19 protein-coding genes are annotated in these 21,465 nt (G+C 42.3%); 6 read left to right on the top strand and 13 right to left on the bottom strand.

Annotated elements, in window-relative coordinates; translation table 11 throughout:
• Positions 1 to 37 precede the first annotated feature (37 nt).
• On the bottom strand, positions 38 to 1,156 hold the full coding sequence (locus ERX29_RS06115; protein WP_133443820.1) for a citrate synthase: 1,119 nt from the start codon (positions 1,154 to 1,156) through the stop codon (positions 38 to 40).
• Between the two features lie 280 nt (positions 1,157 to 1,436).
• On the opposite strand from ERX29_RS06115, the gene ERX29_RS06110 reads away from it, so the two are divergent.
• Positions 1,437 to 2,819, top strand: a complete 1,383-nt coding sequence (locus tag ERX29_RS06110) for an amino acid permease (protein ID WP_133443819.1) — start codon at positions 1,437 to 1,439, stop codon at positions 2,817 to 2,819.
• Positions 2,820 to 2,917: 98 nt separating this feature from the next.
• Here the strand turns inward: ERX29_RS06110 and pyk are convergent, their stop codons facing one another.
• The 8 genes from pyk to ERX29_RS06070 all read right to left on the bottom strand — a co-directional run bounded on the left by pyk (position 2,918) and on the right by ERX29_RS06070 (position 13,530).
• Entirely contained in the window at positions 2,918 to 4,675 is a 1,758-nt protein-coding gene (gene pyk, locus ERX29_RS06105) for a pyruvate kinase (protein WP_133443818.1), read from the bottom strand.
• Between the two features lie 48 nt (positions 4,676 to 4,723).
• Positions 4,724 to 5,683: a 6-phosphofructokinase gene (gene pfkA / locus ERX29_RS06100; RefSeq protein ID WP_133443817.1), complete on the bottom strand. Its 960-nt coding sequence runs from the start codon at positions 5,681 to 5,683 to the stop codon at positions 4,724 to 4,726.
• A 183-nt stretch (positions 5,684 to 5,866) separates the two neighbouring features.
• A complete protein-coding gene (locus ERX29_RS06095; protein WP_133443816.1) occupies positions 5,867 to 6,817 on the bottom strand; it encodes an acetyl-CoA carboxylase carboxyltransferase subunit alpha in 951 nt (316 codons plus the stop codon).
• Complete coding sequence (accD, locus tag ERX29_RS06090; RefSeq protein ID WP_133443815.1) at positions 6,801 to 7,676, bottom strand: acetyl-CoA carboxylase, carboxyltransferase subunit beta; 876 nt, start codon at positions 7,674 to 7,676, stop codon at positions 6,801 to 6,803. Before accD ends, ERX29_RS06095 begins: the two co-directional genes overlap by 17 nt.
• Entirely contained in the window at positions 7,669 to 8,091 is a 423-nt protein-coding gene (locus ERX29_RS06085) for a FadR/GntR family transcriptional regulator (protein ID WP_133443814.1), read from the bottom strand. Before ERX29_RS06085 ends, accD begins: the two co-directional genes overlap by 8 nt.
• Before the next feature lie 13 nt (positions 8,092 to 8,104).
• A complete protein-coding gene (gene ystJ, locus ERX29_RS06080; RefSeq protein ID WP_133443875.1) occupies positions 8,105 to 9,334 on the bottom strand; it encodes an NADP-dependent malic enzyme in 1,230 nt (409 codons plus the stop codon).
• A 113-nt stretch (positions 9,335 to 9,447) separates the two neighbouring features.
• A complete protein-coding gene (locus ERX29_RS06075; protein ID WP_133443813.1) occupies positions 9,448 to 12,576 on the bottom strand; it encodes a DNA polymerase III subunit alpha in 3,129 nt (1,042 codons plus the stop codon).
• A 12-nt stretch (positions 12,577 to 12,588) separates the two neighbouring features.
• Positions 12,589 to 13,530: a DHH family phosphoesterase gene (locus tag ERX29_RS06070; protein ID WP_133443812.1), complete on the bottom strand. Its 942-nt coding sequence runs from the start codon at positions 13,528 to 13,530 to the stop codon at positions 12,589 to 12,591.
• A 68-nt stretch (positions 13,531 to 13,598) separates the two neighbouring features.
• Between ERX29_RS06070 and ERX29_RS06065 the strand changes: the two genes are divergently transcribed.
• Entirely contained in the window at positions 13,599 to 13,949 is a 351-nt protein-coding gene (locus ERX29_RS06065) for a YtpI family protein (protein WP_133443811.1), read from the top strand.
• Between the two features lie 12 nt (positions 13,950 to 13,961).
• Here the strand turns inward: ERX29_RS06065 and ERX29_RS06060 are convergent, their stop codons facing one another.
• Both ERX29_RS06060 and ERX29_RS06055 read right to left on the bottom strand, forming a co-directional pair.
• Positions 13,962 to 15,257 (bottom strand): DRTGG domain-containing protein, encoded by a 1,296-nt coding sequence (locus ERX29_RS06060; protein WP_133443810.1) that lies wholly within the window; start codon positions 15,255 to 15,257, stop codon positions 13,962 to 13,964.
• A 59-nt stretch (positions 15,258 to 15,316) separates the two neighbouring features.
• Positions 15,317 to 16,000, bottom strand: a complete 684-nt coding sequence (locus tag ERX29_RS06055) for a metal-dependent hydrolase (RefSeq protein WP_133443809.1) — start codon at positions 15,998 to 16,000, stop codon at positions 15,317 to 15,319.
• 96 nt (positions 16,001 to 16,096) lie between these two features.
• Between ERX29_RS06055 and ERX29_RS06050 the strand changes: the two genes are divergently transcribed.
• Together ERX29_RS06050 and ERX29_RS06045 are read left to right on the top strand one after the other, a co-directional pair.
• Positions 16,097 to 17,155, top strand: coding sequence for a M24 family metallopeptidase (locus ERX29_RS06050; protein ID WP_133443808.1), 1,059 nt, complete (start codon positions 16,097 to 16,099; stop codon positions 17,153 to 17,155).
• Positions 17,152 to 17,781, top strand: a complete 630-nt coding sequence (locus ERX29_RS06045; RefSeq protein ID WP_133443807.1) for a copper homeostasis protein CutC — start codon at positions 17,152 to 17,154, stop codon at positions 17,779 to 17,781. Before ERX29_RS06050 ends, ERX29_RS06045 begins: the two co-directional genes overlap by 4 nt.
• A 73-nt stretch (positions 17,782 to 17,854) precedes the next feature.
• On the opposite strand, the gene ald is transcribed toward ERX29_RS06045, so the two are convergent.
• Entirely contained in the window at positions 17,855 to 18,967 is a 1,113-nt protein-coding gene (ald, locus tag ERX29_RS06040) for an alanine dehydrogenase (protein ID WP_133443806.1), read from the bottom strand.
• Positions 18,968 to 19,101: 134 nt separating this feature from the next.
• Here ald and ERX29_RS06035 point away from each other — a divergent pair, with 134 nt between their 5' ends.
• Together ERX29_RS06035 and ERX29_RS06030 are read left to right on the top strand one after the other, a co-directional pair.
• Positions 19,102 to 19,608: a universal stress protein gene (locus tag ERX29_RS06035; protein ID WP_133443805.1), complete on the top strand. Its 507-nt coding sequence runs from the start codon at positions 19,102 to 19,104 to the stop codon at positions 19,606 to 19,608.
• Between the two features lie 164 nt (positions 19,609 to 19,772).
• Complete coding sequence (locus tag ERX29_RS06030) at positions 19,773 to 20,126, top strand: hypothetical protein (protein WP_165981086.1); 354 nt, start codon at positions 19,773 to 19,775, stop codon at positions 20,124 to 20,126.
• A gap of 83 nt (positions 20,127 to 20,209) precedes the next feature.
• Here ERX29_RS06030 and ERX29_RS06025 read toward each other — a convergent pair whose 3' ends face one another.
• On the bottom strand, positions 20,210 to 21,412 hold the full coding sequence (locus ERX29_RS06025) for an acetate kinase (protein WP_133443803.1): 1,203 nt from the start codon (positions 21,410 to 21,412) through the stop codon (positions 20,210 to 20,212).
• Positions 21,413 to 21,465 lie beyond the last annotated feature (53 nt).

Raw genomic sequence — 21,465 nt, 5'->3', positions numbered from 1 at the left:
TTTTTGATAAGTTGTTTCTATATTTAAAGCAGTGTGATTAACGTTCAGAAACTGGAACGTACTTGCGGTGAACATCACCGACATATTCCGCACGTGGACGGATAATACGGTTATCAGCGTACTGTTCAAGAATATGCGCAATCCAGCCTGATGTACGCGACACAGCGAAGATTGGTGTGAACAAATCATGTTCAATATTCATTGAATGGTAGACCGTTGCAGAATAGAAATCAACGTTTGGCAGCAAGCCTTTCTTCTCTTTCAACAGGTCGGCAATCTTAACAGAAATTTCATAAAGTTCCTTCTGGCCAGTTTCATCAGTGATTTTGCGCGACATTTCTTTTAAGTACTTCGCACGCGGGTCGCCGTTTTTATAGACGCGGTGACCAAATCCCATAATTTTCTCTTTGTTGTCAATCTTCTTCTGAACATAATCCTCAACATTATCGATAGAACCGATTTCAGAGAGCATTTTCATAACCTGCTCATTAGCGCCCCCATGAAGAGGACCTTTCAAAGCACCAGCTGCTGCTGTTACGCCTGAGTACATATCAGATAGAGTTGAAACGGCAACACGTGCTGTAAATGTTGAAGCGTTCAGTTCATGGTCAGCATGAAGAATCAACGCTTTATTGAAACCTTCCTCCTGAACTTTAGTCGGCTCTTCACCGAACAGCATGTACAGGAAGTTAGCAGCATAGCTTAAGTCTTTCTTCGGTTTAACAACCTCTTTGCCTTGACGTACTCGTGCAAAAGCTGCAACTAGCGATGCTACTTTCGCCTGGATACGGATTGCTTTGTTGAGATGCGCATCTTCATTGAATTCTTCAGCACGTGGATCGAAGTGCGCTAAATAGCTTAAAGATGTACGTAGACCAGTCATCGGATGAATCTGATCAGTCGCATAGTCTTCAAAATGACTGTACATTCTTGGATTCAGAATCATATTATCAAACAGCTGACCCTTTAAATTCTGAAGCTCCTCTGCATTTGGCAGTCTGAAATGCCATAGTAAGAAGATGACTTCTTCAAAAGATGCATTTTCAGTTAAATCGTCGATTTCATAACCTGCATAAGTTAACTGATCATCAACGATTGAGCTTACTTTAGTTTTAGTGGCAACAATTCCCTCTAAACCTTTAGTTAATTCGGACATATCTTAACCCCACTTTACATTATTTTAATATAGAAATGCCAAACTGTAACGGCTTTCACAGTTTCATTATAGCTAATTTCAGCCTCTTTGTGAATGAATTCAATCCTTTAATATTCTTTATGATACATGATAACTTTTACTTATGGAATATTTAAAAATAATAAATACTTTTCATCACAATTGTATAACCATGAATCCAACTTCATTTTAATAAATTATTTGAATTTTTGTAAAGTTAATATCATAATGAGTTTAGCTGACTTACGAAAAGAGGTTTAATATGAAAGAGAATCAAGTAACTGAACACGAGACAAATGATCTACAGCGAACGTTATCAAACCGTCACATTCAGCTGATTGCAATTGGCGGAGCAATTGGGACAGGATTATTTCTTGGAGCCGGCAAGACGATTCATCTTGCGGGTCCTTCTATATTATTGACTTACGCAATTATCGGTCTGTTTTTATTTCTGTTTATGCGAGGGCTAGGTGAAATGCTCTTGTCAAATACCAGCTACCACTCATTTACAGATATCGCAAAGGACTATCTCGGTGATTTTGCAGGTTATGTCACTGGCTGGACTTACTGGTTCTGCTGGATAGTGACCGGCATGGCTGAAGTGACAGCAGTCGCTCAGTATATCAATTTCTGGTGGCCGGATTTTCCGACATGGATTTCTGCTTTAATTACTATCGTGCTGCTGACAGTACTAAACTTACTGACAGCGAAAATGTTCGGTGAGCTAGAGTTCTGGTTCGCTATCATCAAAGTTGTTACCATCATTGCTTTAATTGTCGTCGGCATTTTACTCATCGTCATGAGATTCAAGACACCGTTCGGTCATGCATCTGTATCCAATATATGGTCACACGGCGGTTTCTTCCCGAATGGTATAAACGGCTTTCTGCTCAGCTTCCAGATGGCAGTATTCAGCTTTGTCGGTATTGAGCTGATTGGCGTGACAGCAGGAGAAACGCAGGACCCGCATAAGACAATTCCGCGTGCTGTCAATAATGTGCCGATTCGTATTCTCTTGTTCTATGTCGGTGCATTAGCGGTAATCATGTGCATTACCCCTTGGAACAGCATTGATCCAGAACTCAGTCCTTTTGTTGAATTATTCAAGCTAATCGGTGTTGTCTTTGCGGCAAGTCTGATCAATTTTGTAGTCATTACATCAGCATCGTCATCATGTAACAGTGGTATATTCTCAAACAGCCGTATGTTGTTCGGATTAAGCAAGAACTATGCTAAAGGTGAAGGATTTTTTCAGAAGACAAATAAGCAAGGCGTTCCTGCTAATGCTGTCATCTTTTCAAGTTCGCTGCTGTTAATTTCAGTGCTGCTCAACTATTTAATCCCGAATGCAGCTCAAGTATTCACGCTTGTGACAACAATATCTACAGTGTTCTTCCTGGTTGTCTGGTCATTGATCATCATCTCATATATGATGTACTTGAAACGCCATCCTGAAAAACACGCCTCCTCAGCTTTTAAAATGCCTGGCGGAATGATATCAGCAATGATTATCCTGCTATTTTTCATCTTTGTATTCGCCTTATTATTCCTGGCTCCTGACACAAGAGTCGCTTTATACTGGACCCCATTATGGTTTGTTATTCTGTTCGTCATGTATAAAGTACAGACACGCTCAAGCCATTAAAGTTATGTTACATATAAAAAAAGCACAGCTCTGAAATTCATCAGAGCTGTGCTTTTATGTGTTTTTCAATAAATGACTTATTTTAAGCTTGCTACAAATTATACTTTAGCATGACCAGCATACACTTTACTATGTGCCGCATCTACTGTGACTAACGTGTCATTTTCAAGCTTACTATAGACATCTTCCACGCCTACAATTGTCGGTTTGCCGAGTGTCAGACCGACTACAGCTGCATGACTTGTCAGACCGCCTTCTTCAGTGACAATTGCCAGCGCCTGTTCGATATAGGGAACCATTTCAGCATCAGTGGATTGTGTGACGATGACAGCATTGGATAAATCTTTCCCTGCCAGTTCCCCTGCTTCTTTGACTGCAACGACATGACCGACTGCAGAGTTACGTCCAATTCCCTGTCCTCCAGCAAGTTCGTCTCCAACTAACTGAATCTGCATTAAGTTGGTTGTTCCTGCCTCACCTGTCGGTACACCAGCAGTAATAATGATTAAATCTCCATTTTCAACTGTACCGGTTTCAATCGCTGCTTCTGCTGCACCATTCAGCAGCTGATCAGTTGTTTTTCTACCTTCTTTTACGAGCGGCAGCACTCCCCATACGAGAGCCATATGTCTCGCTGTTTCTTCGTACGGCGTCACTGCAACGATATGTGCATGTGGACGGTATTTCGAAATAATTGTTGCGGTATGACCACTTTCAGTAGCTGCAACAATCGTCTGTACATTTAAGTTCAATGCAGTGTGTGCGACAGACACACCAATAGCATTCACCATCGTTGTTTCAGTCATTTTAGTGCGGTCGCTTAATAATTTCTTATAATCCTGTGCTTCTTCTGCAGCGTATGCAATATTGTGCATCGTCTTAACAGATTCCAGCGGATAAAGCCCGGCTGCTGTTTCTCCGGATAGCATAACTGCATCTGAACCGTCGTATATAGCATTGGCAACGTCACTCGCTTCAGCTCTTGTACAACGCGGGTTGCGCTGCATAGAATCAAGCATCTGTGTCGCAGTAATGACCGGTTTCCCTAATGCATTACATTTTCTGATCAGATCTTTTTGTACTAACGGTACTTTTTCAGCAGGAATTTCAACACCCATGTCGCCACGAGCAACCATCAGACCATCTGATACTTCAAGAATCTGGTCGATGTTTTCGATTCCTTCTTCGTTTTCTATTTTCGGAATGATATGAATGAAGTCACATTGACGTTCTTCTAGTATTTTTCTGATTTCAAGTACGTCTGAGGCACGTCTGACAAATGATGCAGCGATAAAATCGACTTTCTGTTCAATACCGAATTTAATATCTTCTGCATCTTTCTCAGTGATGCCAGGGAGATTCACTTTAACACCTGGAACATTGACTCCTTTTTTATTTTTCAGCTCTCCTGCGTTGATCACATCACAGATGATTTTTCCTTCGTCCTGTTTGATTTCCTTTACTTTAAGTTCAATCAGTCCGTCATCCAGAAGAATGGTTGAACCGACATGGACATCGTTAATCAGCTCTGCATAAGTCACTGAGAACTCTTCGGGTGTGCCGGTCACTTCTGACATATTGACTGCCACTGTAGAACCTTTAGTCAGTTCAATCTTATCATTCTCCATATTGTGGGTACGAATTTCCGGGCCTTTTGTATCGAGTAAGATGGCAACTGTTTTATTTAACTTGTCAGCCGCCTTTCTGATATTCTGAATTCTTCCGGCATGTTCTTCGTGACTGCCGTGAGAGAAGTTCAAACGTGCAACGTTCATCCCCGCTTCAATTAATTGCTCCAGCATTTCCGGTGCTTCTGAAGCTGGTCCTATCGTACATACGATTTTAGTTTTTCTCATGTATCATGAGCCTCCGTTATTTGTATTGTTTATTCATTAACACTGAAATTAGATTGAAAGTTCATTTGTCAATCGGAACATTCTTTCATCAAGTACATGCTGAGATGAGAAGATATCCTCAAATTTAGTCTTAGTCAGCTTGTTGTTCTGAATGCCGACAGCAAGACCGGATTCGCCCTCCATCAATAATTCAACGGCATACGCACCGAGTCGGGAAGCAAGAACACGGTCAACACCTGACGGAGAACCACCACGCTGCATGTGACCAAGTACTGACACACGCGTATCTACATTGATATATTTTTTAAGCTGTTCAGCACATTCATCACCTGACATGACACCTTCAGCTACAACGATAATAGAATGTTTTTTACCGCGCTCTATCCCTTGCTGAATCTTGTCAGCCACTTCTTTGATGTCTTTCTTGTGTTCGGGTACAAGCACTGTTTCAGCACCTCCAGCAAGAGCTGACCATAATGCTAGATCTCCTGCATCTCGTCCCATAACTTCAATAATGAAAGTACGCTCATGACTTGAAGCTGTATCACGGATTTTATCGATAGCATCGATAATCGTATTCAACGCAGTGTCGAAACCGATTGTGAAATCTGTTCCATTAATATCATTATCTATCGTTCCTGGAATACCGATCGTATTGATCCCTTCTTCACTTAATCGCTGCGCTCCTCTATAGCTGCCGTCTCCTCCAACAACAACCAATCCCTCAATACCAAGTGCATTTAAATTGTCGATTCCTTTTTGACGAACTTCTTTGTCTTTAAATTCGGGACATCTGGCTGATTGAAGAAACGTACCGCCGCGCTGAATCTTATCACCAACTGTACCGCGTTCCATCGGCTTGATGTTATTGGTCAAAAGCCCAAGATAGCCCTGGTACACACCGTAAACTTCCACATCATGGAACAACGCTTTTCTAACCACTGCACGAACTGCAGCGTTCATTCCCGGTGAATCGCCACCGCTTGTCAAAACCGCTATTTTTTTCATAGAACAAGTCCTCACTTTAAAGTACATATTTACTTATAAATTACCATAAAAAACAGGGCGATACCATTAAAAGAAGTCTATACATACGATGTAAACGTTTTATAAAATGAATTATGTATTCAAATTAAAAAACTTATCCGTTCCCCTGTCTGTCAGAGAAAACTGGATAAGTTGAAATATAGATTATAATTCTTCAAATTGTCCGATAGTTCGATATTTATTATAGCGTTGCTCCACCAGCTGCATGTCATTGAATTCGAGCAGTTCATTTAAAGAAGCTTCCAGCTGTCTTTCGATCAGCTGACTTTGTTTCACAACATCCTGATGAGCACCGCCGAGTACTTCTTCAATTAAATAATCGACTATTCCGAGTTCCAGTAAATCCGGACCGGTAATTTTCATAGATTCTGCTGCGCGCTGTGCCTGCCCGCTATCTTTCCAGAGAAGTGCCGCCGCGCCTTCAGGGGAGATGACCGAATAAGTTGAATTCTCCAGCATAAGCAGATGATTGCAGACGCCTAGGCCAAGTGCTCCTCCGCTTCCACCTTCTCCAATGACGATGGAGATGACAGGCACTTTTAATCCTGCCATTTCGACTAAATTCCTAGCGATGGATTCGCTTTGGCCGCGTTCTTCCGCAGCTTTTCCGGGATATGCGCCTTTAGTATCTATAAAGCAGATGACTGGACGGTTGAACTTCTCTGCCTGTTTCATCAGACGAAGCGCTTTACGATAACCTTCGGGATGTGCCATACCGAAATTGCGGTAAATATTGTCCTTCGTATCTTTTCCTCGCTGGTGACCGATTATAGTGACAGGCAGTCCTTTGTATGAACCAATGCCTCCGATTAATGCCGGATCGTCCCGGAATGATCTATCGCCATGAAATTCAATGAAGTCATCGAAGATTTCCATTATATAATCGAGTGATGTCGGCCGCTCACCGAGTCGTGCGATCTGCACACGCTGCCACGGTGTCAAATTGGAGTAAATCTCCATAAACTTTGCATGGCGTTCCTGCTGCAGTTCATTGATTTCTCCTGTCAGGTCCACTTGTTTTTCAGCCATATATTTTTCGAGGTCTTTAATCTTGTTATCGAGTTTTACGAGTGGTTTCTCAAATTGAAGTGCCATTTGGTTTACCTCCGTGCATCATGATGAGCTGTTTTAAAATATCCCGCATATCTCTGCGGTGCACGACTTTATCTAACTGACCATGTTCAAGCAGAAATTCAGCAGTCTGAAAGTCATCGGGGAGTTTCTCTCCGATCGTCTGCTCAATAATCCGTCTGCCGGCAAAACCGATTAAGCTCTCTGGTTCTGCTAAGTTAATGTCACCTACAGAGGCAAAACTTGCGCTCACTCCTCCAGTAGTCGGATGAGTCATATAGGAAATATAAAGCAGTCCCGCGTCACTATGACGGTTAATAGCAACACTTGTCTTCGCCATCTGCATGAGCGACAGAATGCCTTCCTGCATACGTGCACCCCCACTGGCAGTAAAGATAACGAATGGGAGTTTGTGCTCAGTACAGTAATCGATGACACGACATATTTTCTCTCCAACAACAGAACCCATCGAACCCATACGGAATCTGGAATCCATCACGCAGATTCCAAAAGGCATCCCATCAATCAGTCCAGTACCTGTAACAATGGCTTCATTAAGATCTGTCTTCTTCTTATCTTTTTCAAGTTTTTCCAGGTAGTCCGGAAAATCAAGAGGATTGGCAGATGTCATCTCCGCATCAAATTCATTGAAGCTGTTTTTGTCAACAATGATATGAATGCGGTCATAAGCCGTTAACGCAAGGTGATGATCACAGTTCGTGCAAACGTTCAAGTTCTTCTTTAGTTCTTTAGTATACATAATTTTTTTGCACTTCTGACACTTCGTCATGATGCCTTCCGGAACATCAGTATCTTTCATATTCTGAACAACGACGTATTTTTTCTTTTTATTATTGGAACGCTTGAAAATATCTTTAAACATCTGTATCCTCCTGCTCGTTAAAGGCGTGTTCATAATGCCTCAGCAAATTGCCGACCCGGGTCATAATAAAGTTATCCGAGCCTGTCTTTGTCAAATGATGCTCTATCACTTGCTTGAATTCTGATATTTCATCGATCTGCTTGTCAGATGAGATTAAGTAGCTGCCGATGAGTTCAAACAGCTGGTGGTCGTCCATATTAGAGAGAAACGTTCCTTCTCCCCGCTTCGTTGAAATAATACCGATCAGCTCCATTGCACGAAGGGCTTCCCTGACACTCGAACGGCTAATGTTGAGCTTGTCGCTCAAATAGCGTTCAGAAGGCAGTTTATCTCCTGGTGACAGGTGATTATCGATGATAATTTCCTGAAGCTCATGAACAACAGAGACAAATCCTTTCTGCTGCTTTTCAGTCAAAACCTGTCACCTCTTATTCTAAATCTGACAATTTGTATGTCTTTTTCTCGATGTCATCAGGATTGACTTTAATTCGGCTGACGCCGGACTCCATTGCTGCAATCGCCACTGCTTTTGCAACACTCGGAGCGACCCGCTTATCAAATGGTCCAGGGATGACGTAGTCAGCTCTCAGCTCCTCTTCACTGATAAGACTTGCTATCGCTTCGACAGCAGCCCGTTTCATCTCTTCATTAATATGTGTCGCGCGCACGTCAAGAGCTCCGCGGAATATACCTGGGAATGCCAGAACGTTATTCACCTGGTTTGGGAAATCTGAGCGTCCAGTTCCTACAATTTTAGCACCAGCCGCTATTGCTTTGTCAGGCATGATTTCCGGATTTGGATTCGCCATCGCAAAGATAATTGGATCTGCATTCATCGTCTTAACCATTTCTTCAGTTAATGCCCCTTCTACAGAGACACCGATAAAAACATCTGCCGAAGCAATGATATCCTTAAGAGAGCCTTCGATTTTAACCTTGTTGGTCCACTTCGCTACGTCGTCTTTCGTCGGATTCATACCATAAGTACGTCCTTCAAATATAGCTCCTTTAGAGTCACACATTACCATATTTCTGACACCATAACTATAGAGCAATTTAACGATGGCAATACCTGCTGCTCCCGCCCCGTTCAATACGACTTTGATATCAGCAAGTGCACGTCCAGTCAGTTTCAGCGCATTCATCAGCCCAGCAACAGTCACAATCGCTGTCCCGTGCTGGTCATCATGGAAAACCGGGATATTGGTCTCTTTCTTCAGGCGCGTTTCAATTTCGAAACAGCGGGGCGCTGAAATATCTTCAAGATTGACACCACCAAAATTAGGTTCAAGGAGCTTCACTGTTTCTACAATCGTATTTACATCTGTCGTTTTTAAAGCGATCGGAAATGCATCGACTCCCGCAAAACCTTTAAACAGCACTGCTTTACCTTCCATGACCGGGAGACTTGCTTCAGCACCGATATTTCCAAGTCCAAGCACTGCTGTTCCGTCAGTAACCACGGCTACTGTGTTACCTTTCATCGTATAATCAAACACTTTTCTTTCATCCTCAAAAATAGCTTTGCATGGTTCTGCAACGCCTGGAGAATAAGCAAGAGATAAATCTGCTCCGTTTCTTACTGTAACTTTGGAATTGATTTCAAGCTTTCCCTGCTTAACTCTATGTAAGTGTAACGCATCATCTTTCAGTGACAATTTTTTCATCCTCTCGACTTTGACCCTTAAAAATTTAGTAATACAACAAAAAACAGCCGCAGTGGTCTGACCACTACGGACTACTATATCATAAAGCTTTAGGAGTTAAAAGATTAAATCACTCGGATCATTTCAGGCGGATAAGTTTCAAGCAATTGCTCTGCTGTCACTTTATCAATCAAAGCGAGCTGGTCGCTTCTTCCCGTCTTCATCGAATATTCGAACAGCTTGATTGTTCCTTGTCCGAGCTGTATTTTCGGCTTCTTCAGGACATAGATTTCCTTCAGCTGATTCATATAATTGATTTTAAACGCGTCGAACGATTGCAACGAATCAGCAATCAACTTATCAGATGTTCGATCAAACTTACCTTTGACGACAATGAGCTCGTTTTTCAGAAGATATTTTTCAGCAGATTGAAAGACAGCGGGAAAGATAACCAGTTCCAGTTCACTGATACCGTCCATCACTTTCGCAAACGCCATAGGCTGCCCTTTTTTCGTCCGTATGCGCCGCAGTTCACTGACAGCGGCTAATATATACTGCCCCGGCTGTGCCTGCTGAATTTGATACAGCGGGAGATAGAGATGTTCGTTGAATCGCTTTTCAACCGGATGTTCTGACAGGAAAAATCCAAGATGCTTATATTCTGCTGCTGCTTTCTGCTCTTCACTCATCTCTTCATGATGCTGGTATTTTTTCTTCAGATTGAGTCCAAGGTCTTCCAGGAAATGATCTTCCTGCTGATTGTCAGCACCGACGTTCAGAACTTCATCAAGTGTCGCAAGAAGTGTCGCCCGGGTCATCTTGAATTCATCGAATGCACCCGTAAGAATCAATGCCTCAAGTACCGGGCGAGTCATTGTTCTTGAAGGCAGACGATGTACGACATCGTAGAGATCGATGAATCGTCCATTACGACGTTCATCTATAATATCCATCACTGTTCTGTAACCTAACCCTTTAATCATCCCAAGCGATAAAATGACAGTATCATCAACTGCTCTGACAAACCAATGGGACTCATTGATAGAGGGAGAAGTAAATGAAATATTCTTCGACTTAAGTTCACTGATAAAAGCGGCCATCTTATCCTCACTACCGATGACATTGCTCATAATGGATGCATAGAAGTAAGACGGATAACGGACTTTTAAATACATCATCATATAGGCGATCTGGGCATAAGCGACTGCATGTGCTCTCGGAAAACCGTAATCGGCGAATTTCAGTATCAACTCATAGATCTGTTCAGCCATCTTCCTATCATAACCGTTTTTCAGACTGCCTTCTATAAAGTGTTGCTTCTCCGCTTCAAGAACGTCACGCTTCTTCTTACTCATAGCACGTCTCAAGTTATCTGCTTCGCCAAGTGAAAATCCCGCAAACTGGTTGGCAATCTGCATAATCTGCTCTTGGTATATGATGACACCATAAGTCTTATTGAGTATAGGTTCAAGATCAGGATGAAGATAAGTCACCGGCTGCCCGTGTCTTCTCTCAATATAAGTAGGAATCTGCTCCATCGGGCCTGGTCTGTAGAGACTGAGTACCGCGACAATATCTTCAAAATTTTTCGGCTGCAGTCGTTTCAGCACATTTCTCATACCCGCTGATTCCAATTGGAAGACACCGTTCGTATCGGCTGCTGACAATGCTCTGAACACATGAGCATCATCATAGTTGATTGTATCCGTTGTAAGATTTATCTTTGCCTGCTGTAGTACGCGCTGAATAATCGTCAAGTTACGAAGACCAAGAAAGTCGATTTTAAGGAGGCCGAGCTGTTCTACCTCAGTCATCGTCCACTGCGTTAAATTAATGTCGTCTCCTTGTATTAACGGGACATAGTCAGTCAATAACTGGTCATGAATGATAATACCTGCTGCATGCGTGGACGTATGTTTCGGCAGTCCTTCCAGCTGACAGGCGATGGCATACCATTTTTTATGCCGTTCGTCCTTAGTGACAAATGCCTTGAAGTCATCCATATGATAAGCTTCGGTTAATGTGATTTGTTTCTTCGGCATCAGATGCGAGACATATTTCAAGTCATCTTCGCTGAACTGCAGGATTCGTCCGACATCACGCATGACTGCTCTTGCAAGCAAATGACCAAACGTGACGATACCGCTGACGTTGAATGCACCGTATTTACTCGTGCAGTAGCGGATGACTTCTTCACGTCTCGTATCCTCAAAATCTATATCGATGTCCGGCATGGTCACTCGTTCAGGATTCAGGAATCGTTCAAAGAACAATCCATGTTCTATCGGGTCAATCATCGTGATATTCAACAGATAGCTGACAAGTGAACCACCTGACGAGCCACGGCCAGGTCCGACAAGAATTCCTTTTGACTTTGCATAGTTAATCAAATCGCCGACAATGAGAAAGTAATCGCTGAAGCCCATCTCTGTGATGATACGGTATTCGTGCTGCATACGCTGTTCGTAGCGTTCATCAAAATGAGCAATTTTATGCTTTCCTTGTTGTATCAGTGACCATAAATAGTCATCACTTGTTTCGTTGTTCGGCGTCCTGAATTTCGGCAGTCTACTCAAAGAGTGATTCACTTTGACAGAGCATCGGTCAGCAATCTCTTCTGTACGGGCGATATATTGAGATGAAACATCAAGTTCTGCCAGCCGTGAAGAAGTCATGAAATACTCCTCTCCTGTACGATGATCCAGCGTTTCAAGCATCAGCTTGTCGTTATTGTCAATGGCCTTCAGCACAGTGAGGTCCTGAAGTCCAGACGGCTTCATATAACGGATAGGAGATAGATAGACCTTCTTCTCTTCAGCAACAGCTGATAGATGACATGCATAACCATCTGCATCTTCTACCAGATGGTTCAACTCTGCTGGCAGCTGCTTGAAAATGGCAATTGTATCTTTTCGGTATCGTTCAAACAGCGACAAGGGAACGATATCCAATCCCTTCAGCTGAATTTTAGAAGATAACTTCAGCAGATTGTCATAACCTTCCTGATTCATCGCAAGAATGACTGCATCCACATTCATATGTCCGTCTGTTAAGTGGACAGTCATACCGGTGATCGGTTTAATGTCATGCTTGAGACATTCCCGGTAAAAAGCCTGAATGCCATACAAAACATGTGTATCTGTAATAGCAAGAGCGCGTTGACCATCTGCTTTAGCGGCAGCCACTACTTCTTTAATTCTTACAGTTGATTGCAGCAAGTCATAACAGCTATGCAAATTCAGATGGACAACCATACGCTCTCTCCTTTACTTTACTGTATCTTTTAAATCTTTGACGAGCTGCTCAAATTCCTCTCTGCTATAGACTGTGCCTCCGCTTGCCATGGGATGTCCACCGCCGTTGTAACGTGCCGCAAGATCATTGATAGAGGCGCGCTTGCTTCGGATGCGGGCTCTTATCTCGTCTCCCTCATCAACTGCAAATACCCATGCTTCTATTCCTTCGACATCACTCATACTGTTGACGAACAATGAAGCATCAGAAGCGGTGATGTCAAACTGTTTCAATATGTCCTGTGTAATAAATATGTATCCGACATGGTCTTCATAGCTGAAGTTCTGGAGAACGTATCCTTGGAAATGAATGCTCTTGATCGGGCGTTCTCCCATCTGGTTAAGAAGCGCTGTATGGTCGAAATGATAGCTTATTAACTTTGAAGCGATTGACATCGTTCTCGAAGTCGTATTATTGAATAGAAACCTTCCCGTATCTCCGACAATGCCTAAATATAAATATTTAGCGACGTCTGTTGTGATGTAATCTTCACCATAGCCAAATAACAGCAGTATTTCATAGATCATCTCACTTGTTGAAGATGACTGAGTATTGACGATGTTCAGTTCACCAAACTGGTCCACCGGCGGATGGTGATCAATTTTAATCAAATACTTGCCGGTTCCATAATGCTCACCGTCAATTCGCGGTGCATTGGCTGTATCGAGAACGATGACGAGCGCTTCCCGATAATCGTCAGGCGTTACACTGTCCATCTCACCGAAAAATGCCAGGCTATCAGGCATAGTGCCTGCAGCCATCACTTTTTTGCGCGGCCACATTTTTTGAAGTGCTGTTTTAAGGGCGAGCTGTGAACCTAATGCATCAGGATCCGGTCTGACATGACGATGAATAATGATGGTGTCATATAAGTTCAGCATATTCTGTAATATCTTGATCTGTTTATTATTCATATTAGCTCCTAAATATCGTTTTACAGTTTTTATCGTCACTGCTATAATGCAGTTGGAGGTCGTTCGTTATGTGGCAGACAATTTTTCCTTATATTATTTCATTAACCGTCGTTATTATGATCATCACTTTTATGCTGGCGGTATATCAGCTTGCTAAATATTTCCGTACTAATCGTGATGTCAGACGTGCGTGGCATAGAGCAAGAGGCCGAATGATGTTCGGTATTTTCATGGTAGCATTTGCCATCAATCAGGTTTTGTTATTCCCGAATGCAGTCACCTATATCATCTGTGCTGTACTCATCATCTTCGGTCTCGCTAATATTAACTATGGTATTAAAGCGTGCCGGTACTTCGAGCAGTATTTTGATGAAGAAGATAAGGCGTGGGCAGAACTCGAGAAAGATAAGAAAGCTTAAGGCTTTCTTTTTTTATGCCTCAATTAGCTGACACATCAGCATTGCCTTTGCCACGGTCACCTGTTTGCTGCAAATATCCACTTCCAGCTTCGCAAACTTCCGCCCTGAATCCAGTTGAAGCAGAGAAATAGAAAGCTCAGAATCGATAGGCACTGTCTTCAGGAAATAAATATTCAGACTTTCGATGAGAATTTCACGCTTACGCTCTCGTTTCATGGCGTATTTCGTTGCTTCTTCAATGATCGCGACAAATACGGATTTACTGACTGTACCAAGATTGCTTGACATTTGGGGTGTCATTCTTACTGTAATATCATTTCCTTCAAAGCGCATATATTTCAGAACCTGATCATTGATAGTATGTCCCATCTGTGGCTGCCTGTCAGCTGACTGCATAGCAAGCAGTACGTCTTCACGCGTCACTATTCCTGCAAGCATGTGATGTCTTGAGATCACAGGAAGCATTTCTATCCCTTCCCATATCATAATGTGAGCACATGCAGCTATCGTTGAACTTTCAGAGACCGTAATCGGATTTTTTGTCATCAGCTTCTTAATTTTAATGCTGTTGTCCTGATCGATAATGTCCTTATGCGTAATAATACCGCATACTTTTTCCTGGTCATCGATTACAGGAAAGCGTGTATGCCCTGATGACATGGACAGCTCCTTCCAGTCACGGACCGTATCACTGTCAAAGAGTGTACTAGTCTCATCCGCTGAAATTAATATTTCTGCGACCGTTAAGACTTCTTTTTTGATCAGTTGATCATAAATAGCACGGTTAATCATATTAGCTACAGTGAATGTATCATAGGCAGATGAAATAATCGGCAGCCCTTTCGCATCCGCCAGCTGTCTGATTGATTCTTCTACTTCAAATCCACCTGTAATGAGTACAGCTGTATCTTTTTCCAGTGCAATCTGCTGTATGTCTGAGCGGTTACCGACAATCAGCAATGTATTTGCTCCGAGATACTTCGCCGCATCTTCTACTTCCATGGCGCCGATCGCGAACTTGACCAGCGATTTATGAAGCCCGCTTCTGCCGCCTACTACATGTCCGTCAATAATTTTGACGATTTCAGCGAATGTCAGATTGTCTATCGTTTCGCGTGTCTTCTTCTCAATCCGAACCGTGCCGACACGTTCAATTGTAGAGACAATGCCTCTATTTTCAGCATCTTTGATTGCCCGGTAAGCAGTGCCATCAGAAACTTTTAAATCCTTCGCTATTTGTCTGACAGAAATTTTACTGCCGATCTTGAGACTTTCAATATGGGCTATTATTTGCTCATGTTTCGTCATGCTGTGCTCATACCACCTTCATTAAAAAGACAACGGTCAGCGAGACCTGTCATATTCACTTACAATGTTACTGACTGACCAGGCTTCAGTATTTCCACCCGGGTATTAACTTGTTCCTTGAATTCCTCAGGGTTCTGGGTGATTAAGTCAAATGTATCATAATGAATCGGCACAGCGATGCGCGGCTTGATGAATTCATTGACTGCAAAGCTTGCATCATCGATCCCCATCGTGAAGTTATCACCAATAGGTACGAAACATAAGTCAACAGGATGGCGTTCAGCAATCAGTTTCATATCAGAGAATAACCCTGTATCGCCGGTATGATAGATGACATGCTCTCCTAATGTAAAGATTAATCCGCATGGCATGCCGAGATAAATGATAGTTCCGTCTTTTTCAGTGTAGGAATTACTGTGGAAGGCCTGAACGAATTTCACCTTGCCGAAAGCAAACTCACGGTTCCCGCCGATATTCATTGGATGACCATTAGTGATTCCTTTTGTGCTCAAATAATCAATCGTTTCAGGTAGTGCAATAACTGTAGCCCCCGTCCGTTCAGCAATAGAAACTGTATCTCCTAAATGGTCTCCATGGCCATGTGTCAATACAATGAAATCCACATCGCCTTCTTCTGCCTTTAGGTCAGACAACGGGTTTCCAGTGATAAAAGGATCGACAATCACACGTTTTCCGTTCGCTTCAAAAGAGATGCAGGCCTGTCCGTGAAAAACAACTTCCATCAATAACACTCCCCTTTATTTATTTAACTTTATTATACATGAACAGCAGTGGATTTGATATGATTGTACATGACAGACTATAGAGAGGAGATTATTATGCAAACTGAAAAAATCAATTATTTGAAGCAACAGTTGACAAAGCTAAATGTTGATGCGTTATGGCTGACTAACCCGGAAAACATCAACTACTTTACAGGCTTTCTATCCAATCCTCATGAGCGGCTGCTCGCTTTACTTATCACACATGATCACAAGACATTGTTCGTGCCGAAGATGGAAATGCAGGCAGCTGAAGCTGTATTTGATGGTTCAATTATCGGCTATCTCGATACGGAGAATCCGTATAAATTACAGACTTTTTCATTTGAACGTATCGCTATAGAAAGTGAACATCTAACGGTCAAGCGTCTTGAAGAACTGAAATCCAATTTCAGTATGATGGAGTATGTCAGTATCGATCAGACCATCAAAGACGTTCGAAACATCAAGTCAGCTGATGAACTTGAGATTTTAAAAACTGCGGCAAAATATGCTGATCAGGCCGTGGAAATCGGCGTCAAAGCATTGACTGAAGGAATCAGTGAAACAGCAGTCGTCCGCTTGATTGAAGCAGAGATGATGAAGATTGACGGCATCTCTGCGATGAGCTTTGACACCATGGTGCTGTTCGGTGACCATGCTTCGCTTCCTCACGGGACTCCTGGCAACCGTGCTTTGAAGACAGGAGAATATGTATTATTTGACCTGGGTGTTGTCTATAAAGGATACTGTTCAGATATTACAAGAACAGTAGCATTCGGTGAAACAGCACCGCTTCATAATCAAATTCATGCGATTGTCACTGAAGCGAATAATCGAGCGATTCAGCTTGTCAAACCGGGCGTACGAATTGCTGACTGCGACGCAGCTGCCCGTGACTATATTACAGAGCAAGGCTACGGAGAACAGTTTCCTCATCGGCTCGGTCACGGTCTCGGCATCAGTGTCCACGAGTTTCCGGATATTTCATCAGCTAATGATGATGTTTTCAAAGAAGGCATGGTCTTTACTATTGAACCAGGTATTTATCTGGAAGGAGAAGTCGGCGTCCGTGTTGAAGACGATCTCGTCGTGACGAGCAATGGTTACGAAGTACTGACGCATTATCCGAAATGATCAGAGAAGCTGTGGTTGAAACATTCCCTGAAATTATTAGAGCTGTTGCCGCAGGTGCTGACCGGATCGAACTATGTGCAGATCTGAATACCGGAGGTACGACACCGAGCTACGGCATGGTCAAATGTGCTGTTGAATACTGTCATAGCCAGAATGTTGAAGTAGCAGTCATGATCAGACCGAGAGGCGGTAATTTCTGTTATGACATTTATGAGCAGGAAGTCATGCGGAGCGATATTATTACATATACTTCACTCGGTGCAGATTATTTTGTCTGCGGCACTCTTACATCAGACTATGACCTTGATACACTTGCACTGAAAAAATTGATCAGTGCTACATCAGTCCCTTTTGTCATGCATATGGCATATGACCAGATTCCGAAGCATCAGCAGCTGAAAGCGATGGATGAGCTCATTGCGCTCGGCGTTGTCCGACTGCTAACTCATGGTTCAGCGGATTCCTCTACATTGATTACTGATAATGTACAGCAGCTTGCACGGCTGCTGGTCTATTCAAAAGGACGAATTGAAATTATGCCGGGCGGCGGACTGACCAAGGATAATGTCCAGGAACTAATCAACCAAATTCCGTTTCACGAAGTTCATGGCACTAAAATAGTCTAACTAAAAAAGCTTGGAACACTCATCTAATCTTTAAAATTAGAGAGTCGTTCCAAGCTCTTTTATTAAGTCATTCTTATAATAGTTCATTAGCTGCGCGGTACTCAAGTCCCTGGTCTTTCGCTACCGCTTCAAATGTCACGTAACCATCCAAAGTATTGATACCTTTGTATAGTGCCGGATTCTGTTTCACTGCTTCCACGTATCCTTTATTGGCAATCTGCAGCGCATAAGGAATCGTCGCATTGTTCAGCGCCATAGTCGAAGTTCTTGGAACAGCACCCGGCATGTTTGCTACGGCATAATGTACGACATCATGCTTAATGTACGTCGGATCATCATGAGTCGTAATACGGTCTGTTGTCTTGAATATACCACCCTGGTCAATTGCAATATCGATGACGACAGAACCTGGATTCATTCCTTTGATGACTTCTTCAGACACAAGCTTCGGTGCTTTTGCACCAGGAATCAATACAGCACCGATGACTAAGTCACTCTGTTTAACACTTTCATCGATATTGAATGGTGTAGACATCAACGTCTGAACTGAGTTGCCGAACAAATCGTCTAACTGCTGTAATCTGATTGGATTTAAGTCAAGAATTGTTACTTCAGCACCAAGACCGACAGCCATTTTGGCAGCGTTCGTTCCTGCCTGTCCACCGCCGATAATCGTCACTTTCCCTTTATGAACACCTGGTACTCCGGCAAGAAGAATCCCTTTACCGCCGTTAGTTCTCTGCAGATACTGCGCACCGATCTGTGTCGCCATACGCCCGGCAACTTCACTCATTGGAGATAAGAGTGGCAGGAATCCATTGTCCAGCTGTACTGTTTCATAAGCGATACCAACAACTTTGTTGTCGAGTAAAGCTTTCGTGAGTTCTGGCTCAGGCGCAAGATGGAGATAAGTAAATAGAATTAATCCTTCCTTGAAGAAGCCGTATTCAGAAGCGAGCGGTTCTTTCACTTTCATGACCATCTCAGCATCCCATGCTTCTTGAGCTGTAGCGACAATTTGACCGCCTGCTTCTACATAATCTTCATCCGTAAAAAATGAACCCATACCCGCCGCTGTTTCAACTACGACTTCATGACCACTTTCGACTAATGAATAGACACCTGCAGGGGTTAGTGCTACACGGTTTTCATTATTCTTAATTTCCTTAGGTACGCCAATTTTCATGTTCTTCTGCCTCCTATAATATGCTTCACATCAATAGTAACATTTCATAATGAAAACGCAACCATTTTTAAGGTTTATCCCCTATTTTGTGCTATAATAAAAGTGTAATAAAGAACGATACAGGAGGGATTTTTATGTTAGCATACAAAAACATCTTAATCGCAGTCGACGGCTCAAGTGAAGCAGAATGGGCGTTCAATAAAGCCGTTGAAGTCGCAAAACGTAATGATGCGAAACTGTCTATCATCAATGTCATCGATACTAGAAGCTATGCAAGCGTTGAAGCTTATGACCGTTCAATCTCAGAACGTGCATCAAGTTTCAGTAATTCTCTGCTGGAAGGATATAAGCAGGCGGCACTGGACCGCGGAGTCAGTAAAGTCGATACTTATACGGAATACGGCTCACCTAAAACAATCATTCCTAAGAAAATCGCTAAAAAATTAGAAGTCGACCTCATCATGTGTGGATCCACAGGATTGAATGCTGTAGAACGTTTCATCATCGGCTCAGTATCTGAAGCGATTGTCCGTCACGCCGACTGTGACGTACTGGTTGTCAGAACAGAAACATTACCGGCAGATTTTGCACCAGAAGTCGCAACAGACGAACTCATGCAGAATGCCAATTACTCTATTTAAGAATAAAACCGAGATGAAAATACTATAGCCTTTCTTCGAAATTATGACACACGGTTTCTTTCCGCACACATGCAGAAGCCACCGTGTCTCTTTTTCAAAAAAAAAGCTTTTGTTCTCATCAAGTAAAAATGGCAAAAACATTGTTTCTAATTAGTGGGTGAAAAATGAAATCTCAAAATATATTAATAAGCATTCTTCCAAATAAGATAAAAACTGAAGTCATCAATTGTAATATCGAATTATTCGCATATTTTATGGAAAATAATATTAAAGATTTAGACTATGCATTTATTATCTCTAACTATGCAAATGATATTAATAGTTCTGATGCACATGAAATGGCTGGTTCGATTTTTCACTTTCATTTTAATTACTATCAATATGCCTATGAATTTGCTTTTTCACATTACTGGAAATCTTTAGAGGTTTCTCAATTTGCTAATAAAAAATTATTAGAAGATTTTCTAGAGATTTCTACCGAGCCTGATTTTGCCATAATTCCAAATGAATATCTTTAATTTGTTAAAATGAAATTAAATGATTTAAAAAGATCATAAATATAAGCACTTGCTCAAAATAAGAGCAAGTGCTTTGTCATTTATTATTCAGAAACCAGTTCTCCATAAATCATGACATCCCGAGCGATCATGACTTCTTCGTCCGTTGGAATGACCATGACTTTGACCGGTGAATGCGGATAGTTGATAAATGCTTCTTCGCCGCGTAGTCCTGTGTTTAGTCTTGGGTCCCAGTAGACACCCATGAACTCTAGTCCTTCCAAAACTTTTGCGCGGACGACGTCAGAGTTCTCGCCGACACCTGCAGTAAAGATGATAGCATCTAAACCGTGCATACGTGTCGCATATGAACCCATGTATTTATGGATACGGCTTGCAAATACTTCGAGTGCAAGTTTCGCACGTTCGTCACCTTCCAGTGCGCCCTGTTCAATATCGCGTAAATCACTGGATGATCCAGAAATACCGAGCAGACCAGATTCTTTGTTCAGTACATCAAGGACTTCTTCAGCTGTCTTCCCTGTCTTCTCCATAATATATGGAATCAATGCAGGGTCAAGGTTACCGGAACGCGTTCCCATTGTAACCCCTGCAAGCGGCGTGAAGCCCATTGAAGTATCGACTGATTTACCGCCATCAATCGCCGCAATGGATGCCCCATTACCGATGTGGCATGAAATCACACGCAGCTGTTCAATCGGACGTTCCAGCAGTTCAGCTGCACGTTCTGATACATATTTATGGCTCGTACCGTGGAAACCGTATTTACGAATACCGAAATCGTTGTAGTACTGATACGGTAAGCTGTACAAATAAGATTCTTCAGGCATTGTCTGATGGAATGACGTGTCAAATACAGCAACGTGGGGAATGTTCGGCAGCATTTTTCTGAATGCTTGTATTCCCATTAAGTTGGCTGGGTTATGAAGGGGTGCAAGATCAATCAATGATTCAATCTGCTGTTCTACTTCGTCTGTGACAAGTGCTGACGTCGGGAATAATTCTCCCCCGTGGACTACGCGGTGTCCAGTGCCATCTAAATCATTGATATCATTGATGATTCCGTGTTTCTTCATTTCGTCAAGCATCATATTAACAGCCTGCTCATGATCTTTAATATCAAGAACCTGCTTAATTTTTTCTCCGTTGACTGTAATCGTGAAGATGGAATCTTTCATGCCGATTCTTTCCACAAGACCTTTAGTCATAACTTTTTCTTCAGGCATTTCAAATAACTGAAACTTCAGTGATGAACTGCCGGCATTAATTGCCATTATTTTTTTCATGAATATCCTCCTCAAAAGTTCTACTCTCATATTAAATCATTAATACAGGATAT

The organism is Macrococcus lamae, assembly GCF_004359545.1.
Lineage (GTDB): Bacteria > Bacillota > Bacilli > Staphylococcales > Staphylococcaceae > Macrococcus > Macrococcus lamae.
The sequence above is the reverse complement of the archived record's forward strand: the minus strand, read 5'-3'. Positions and strand labels throughout refer to the sequence as shown.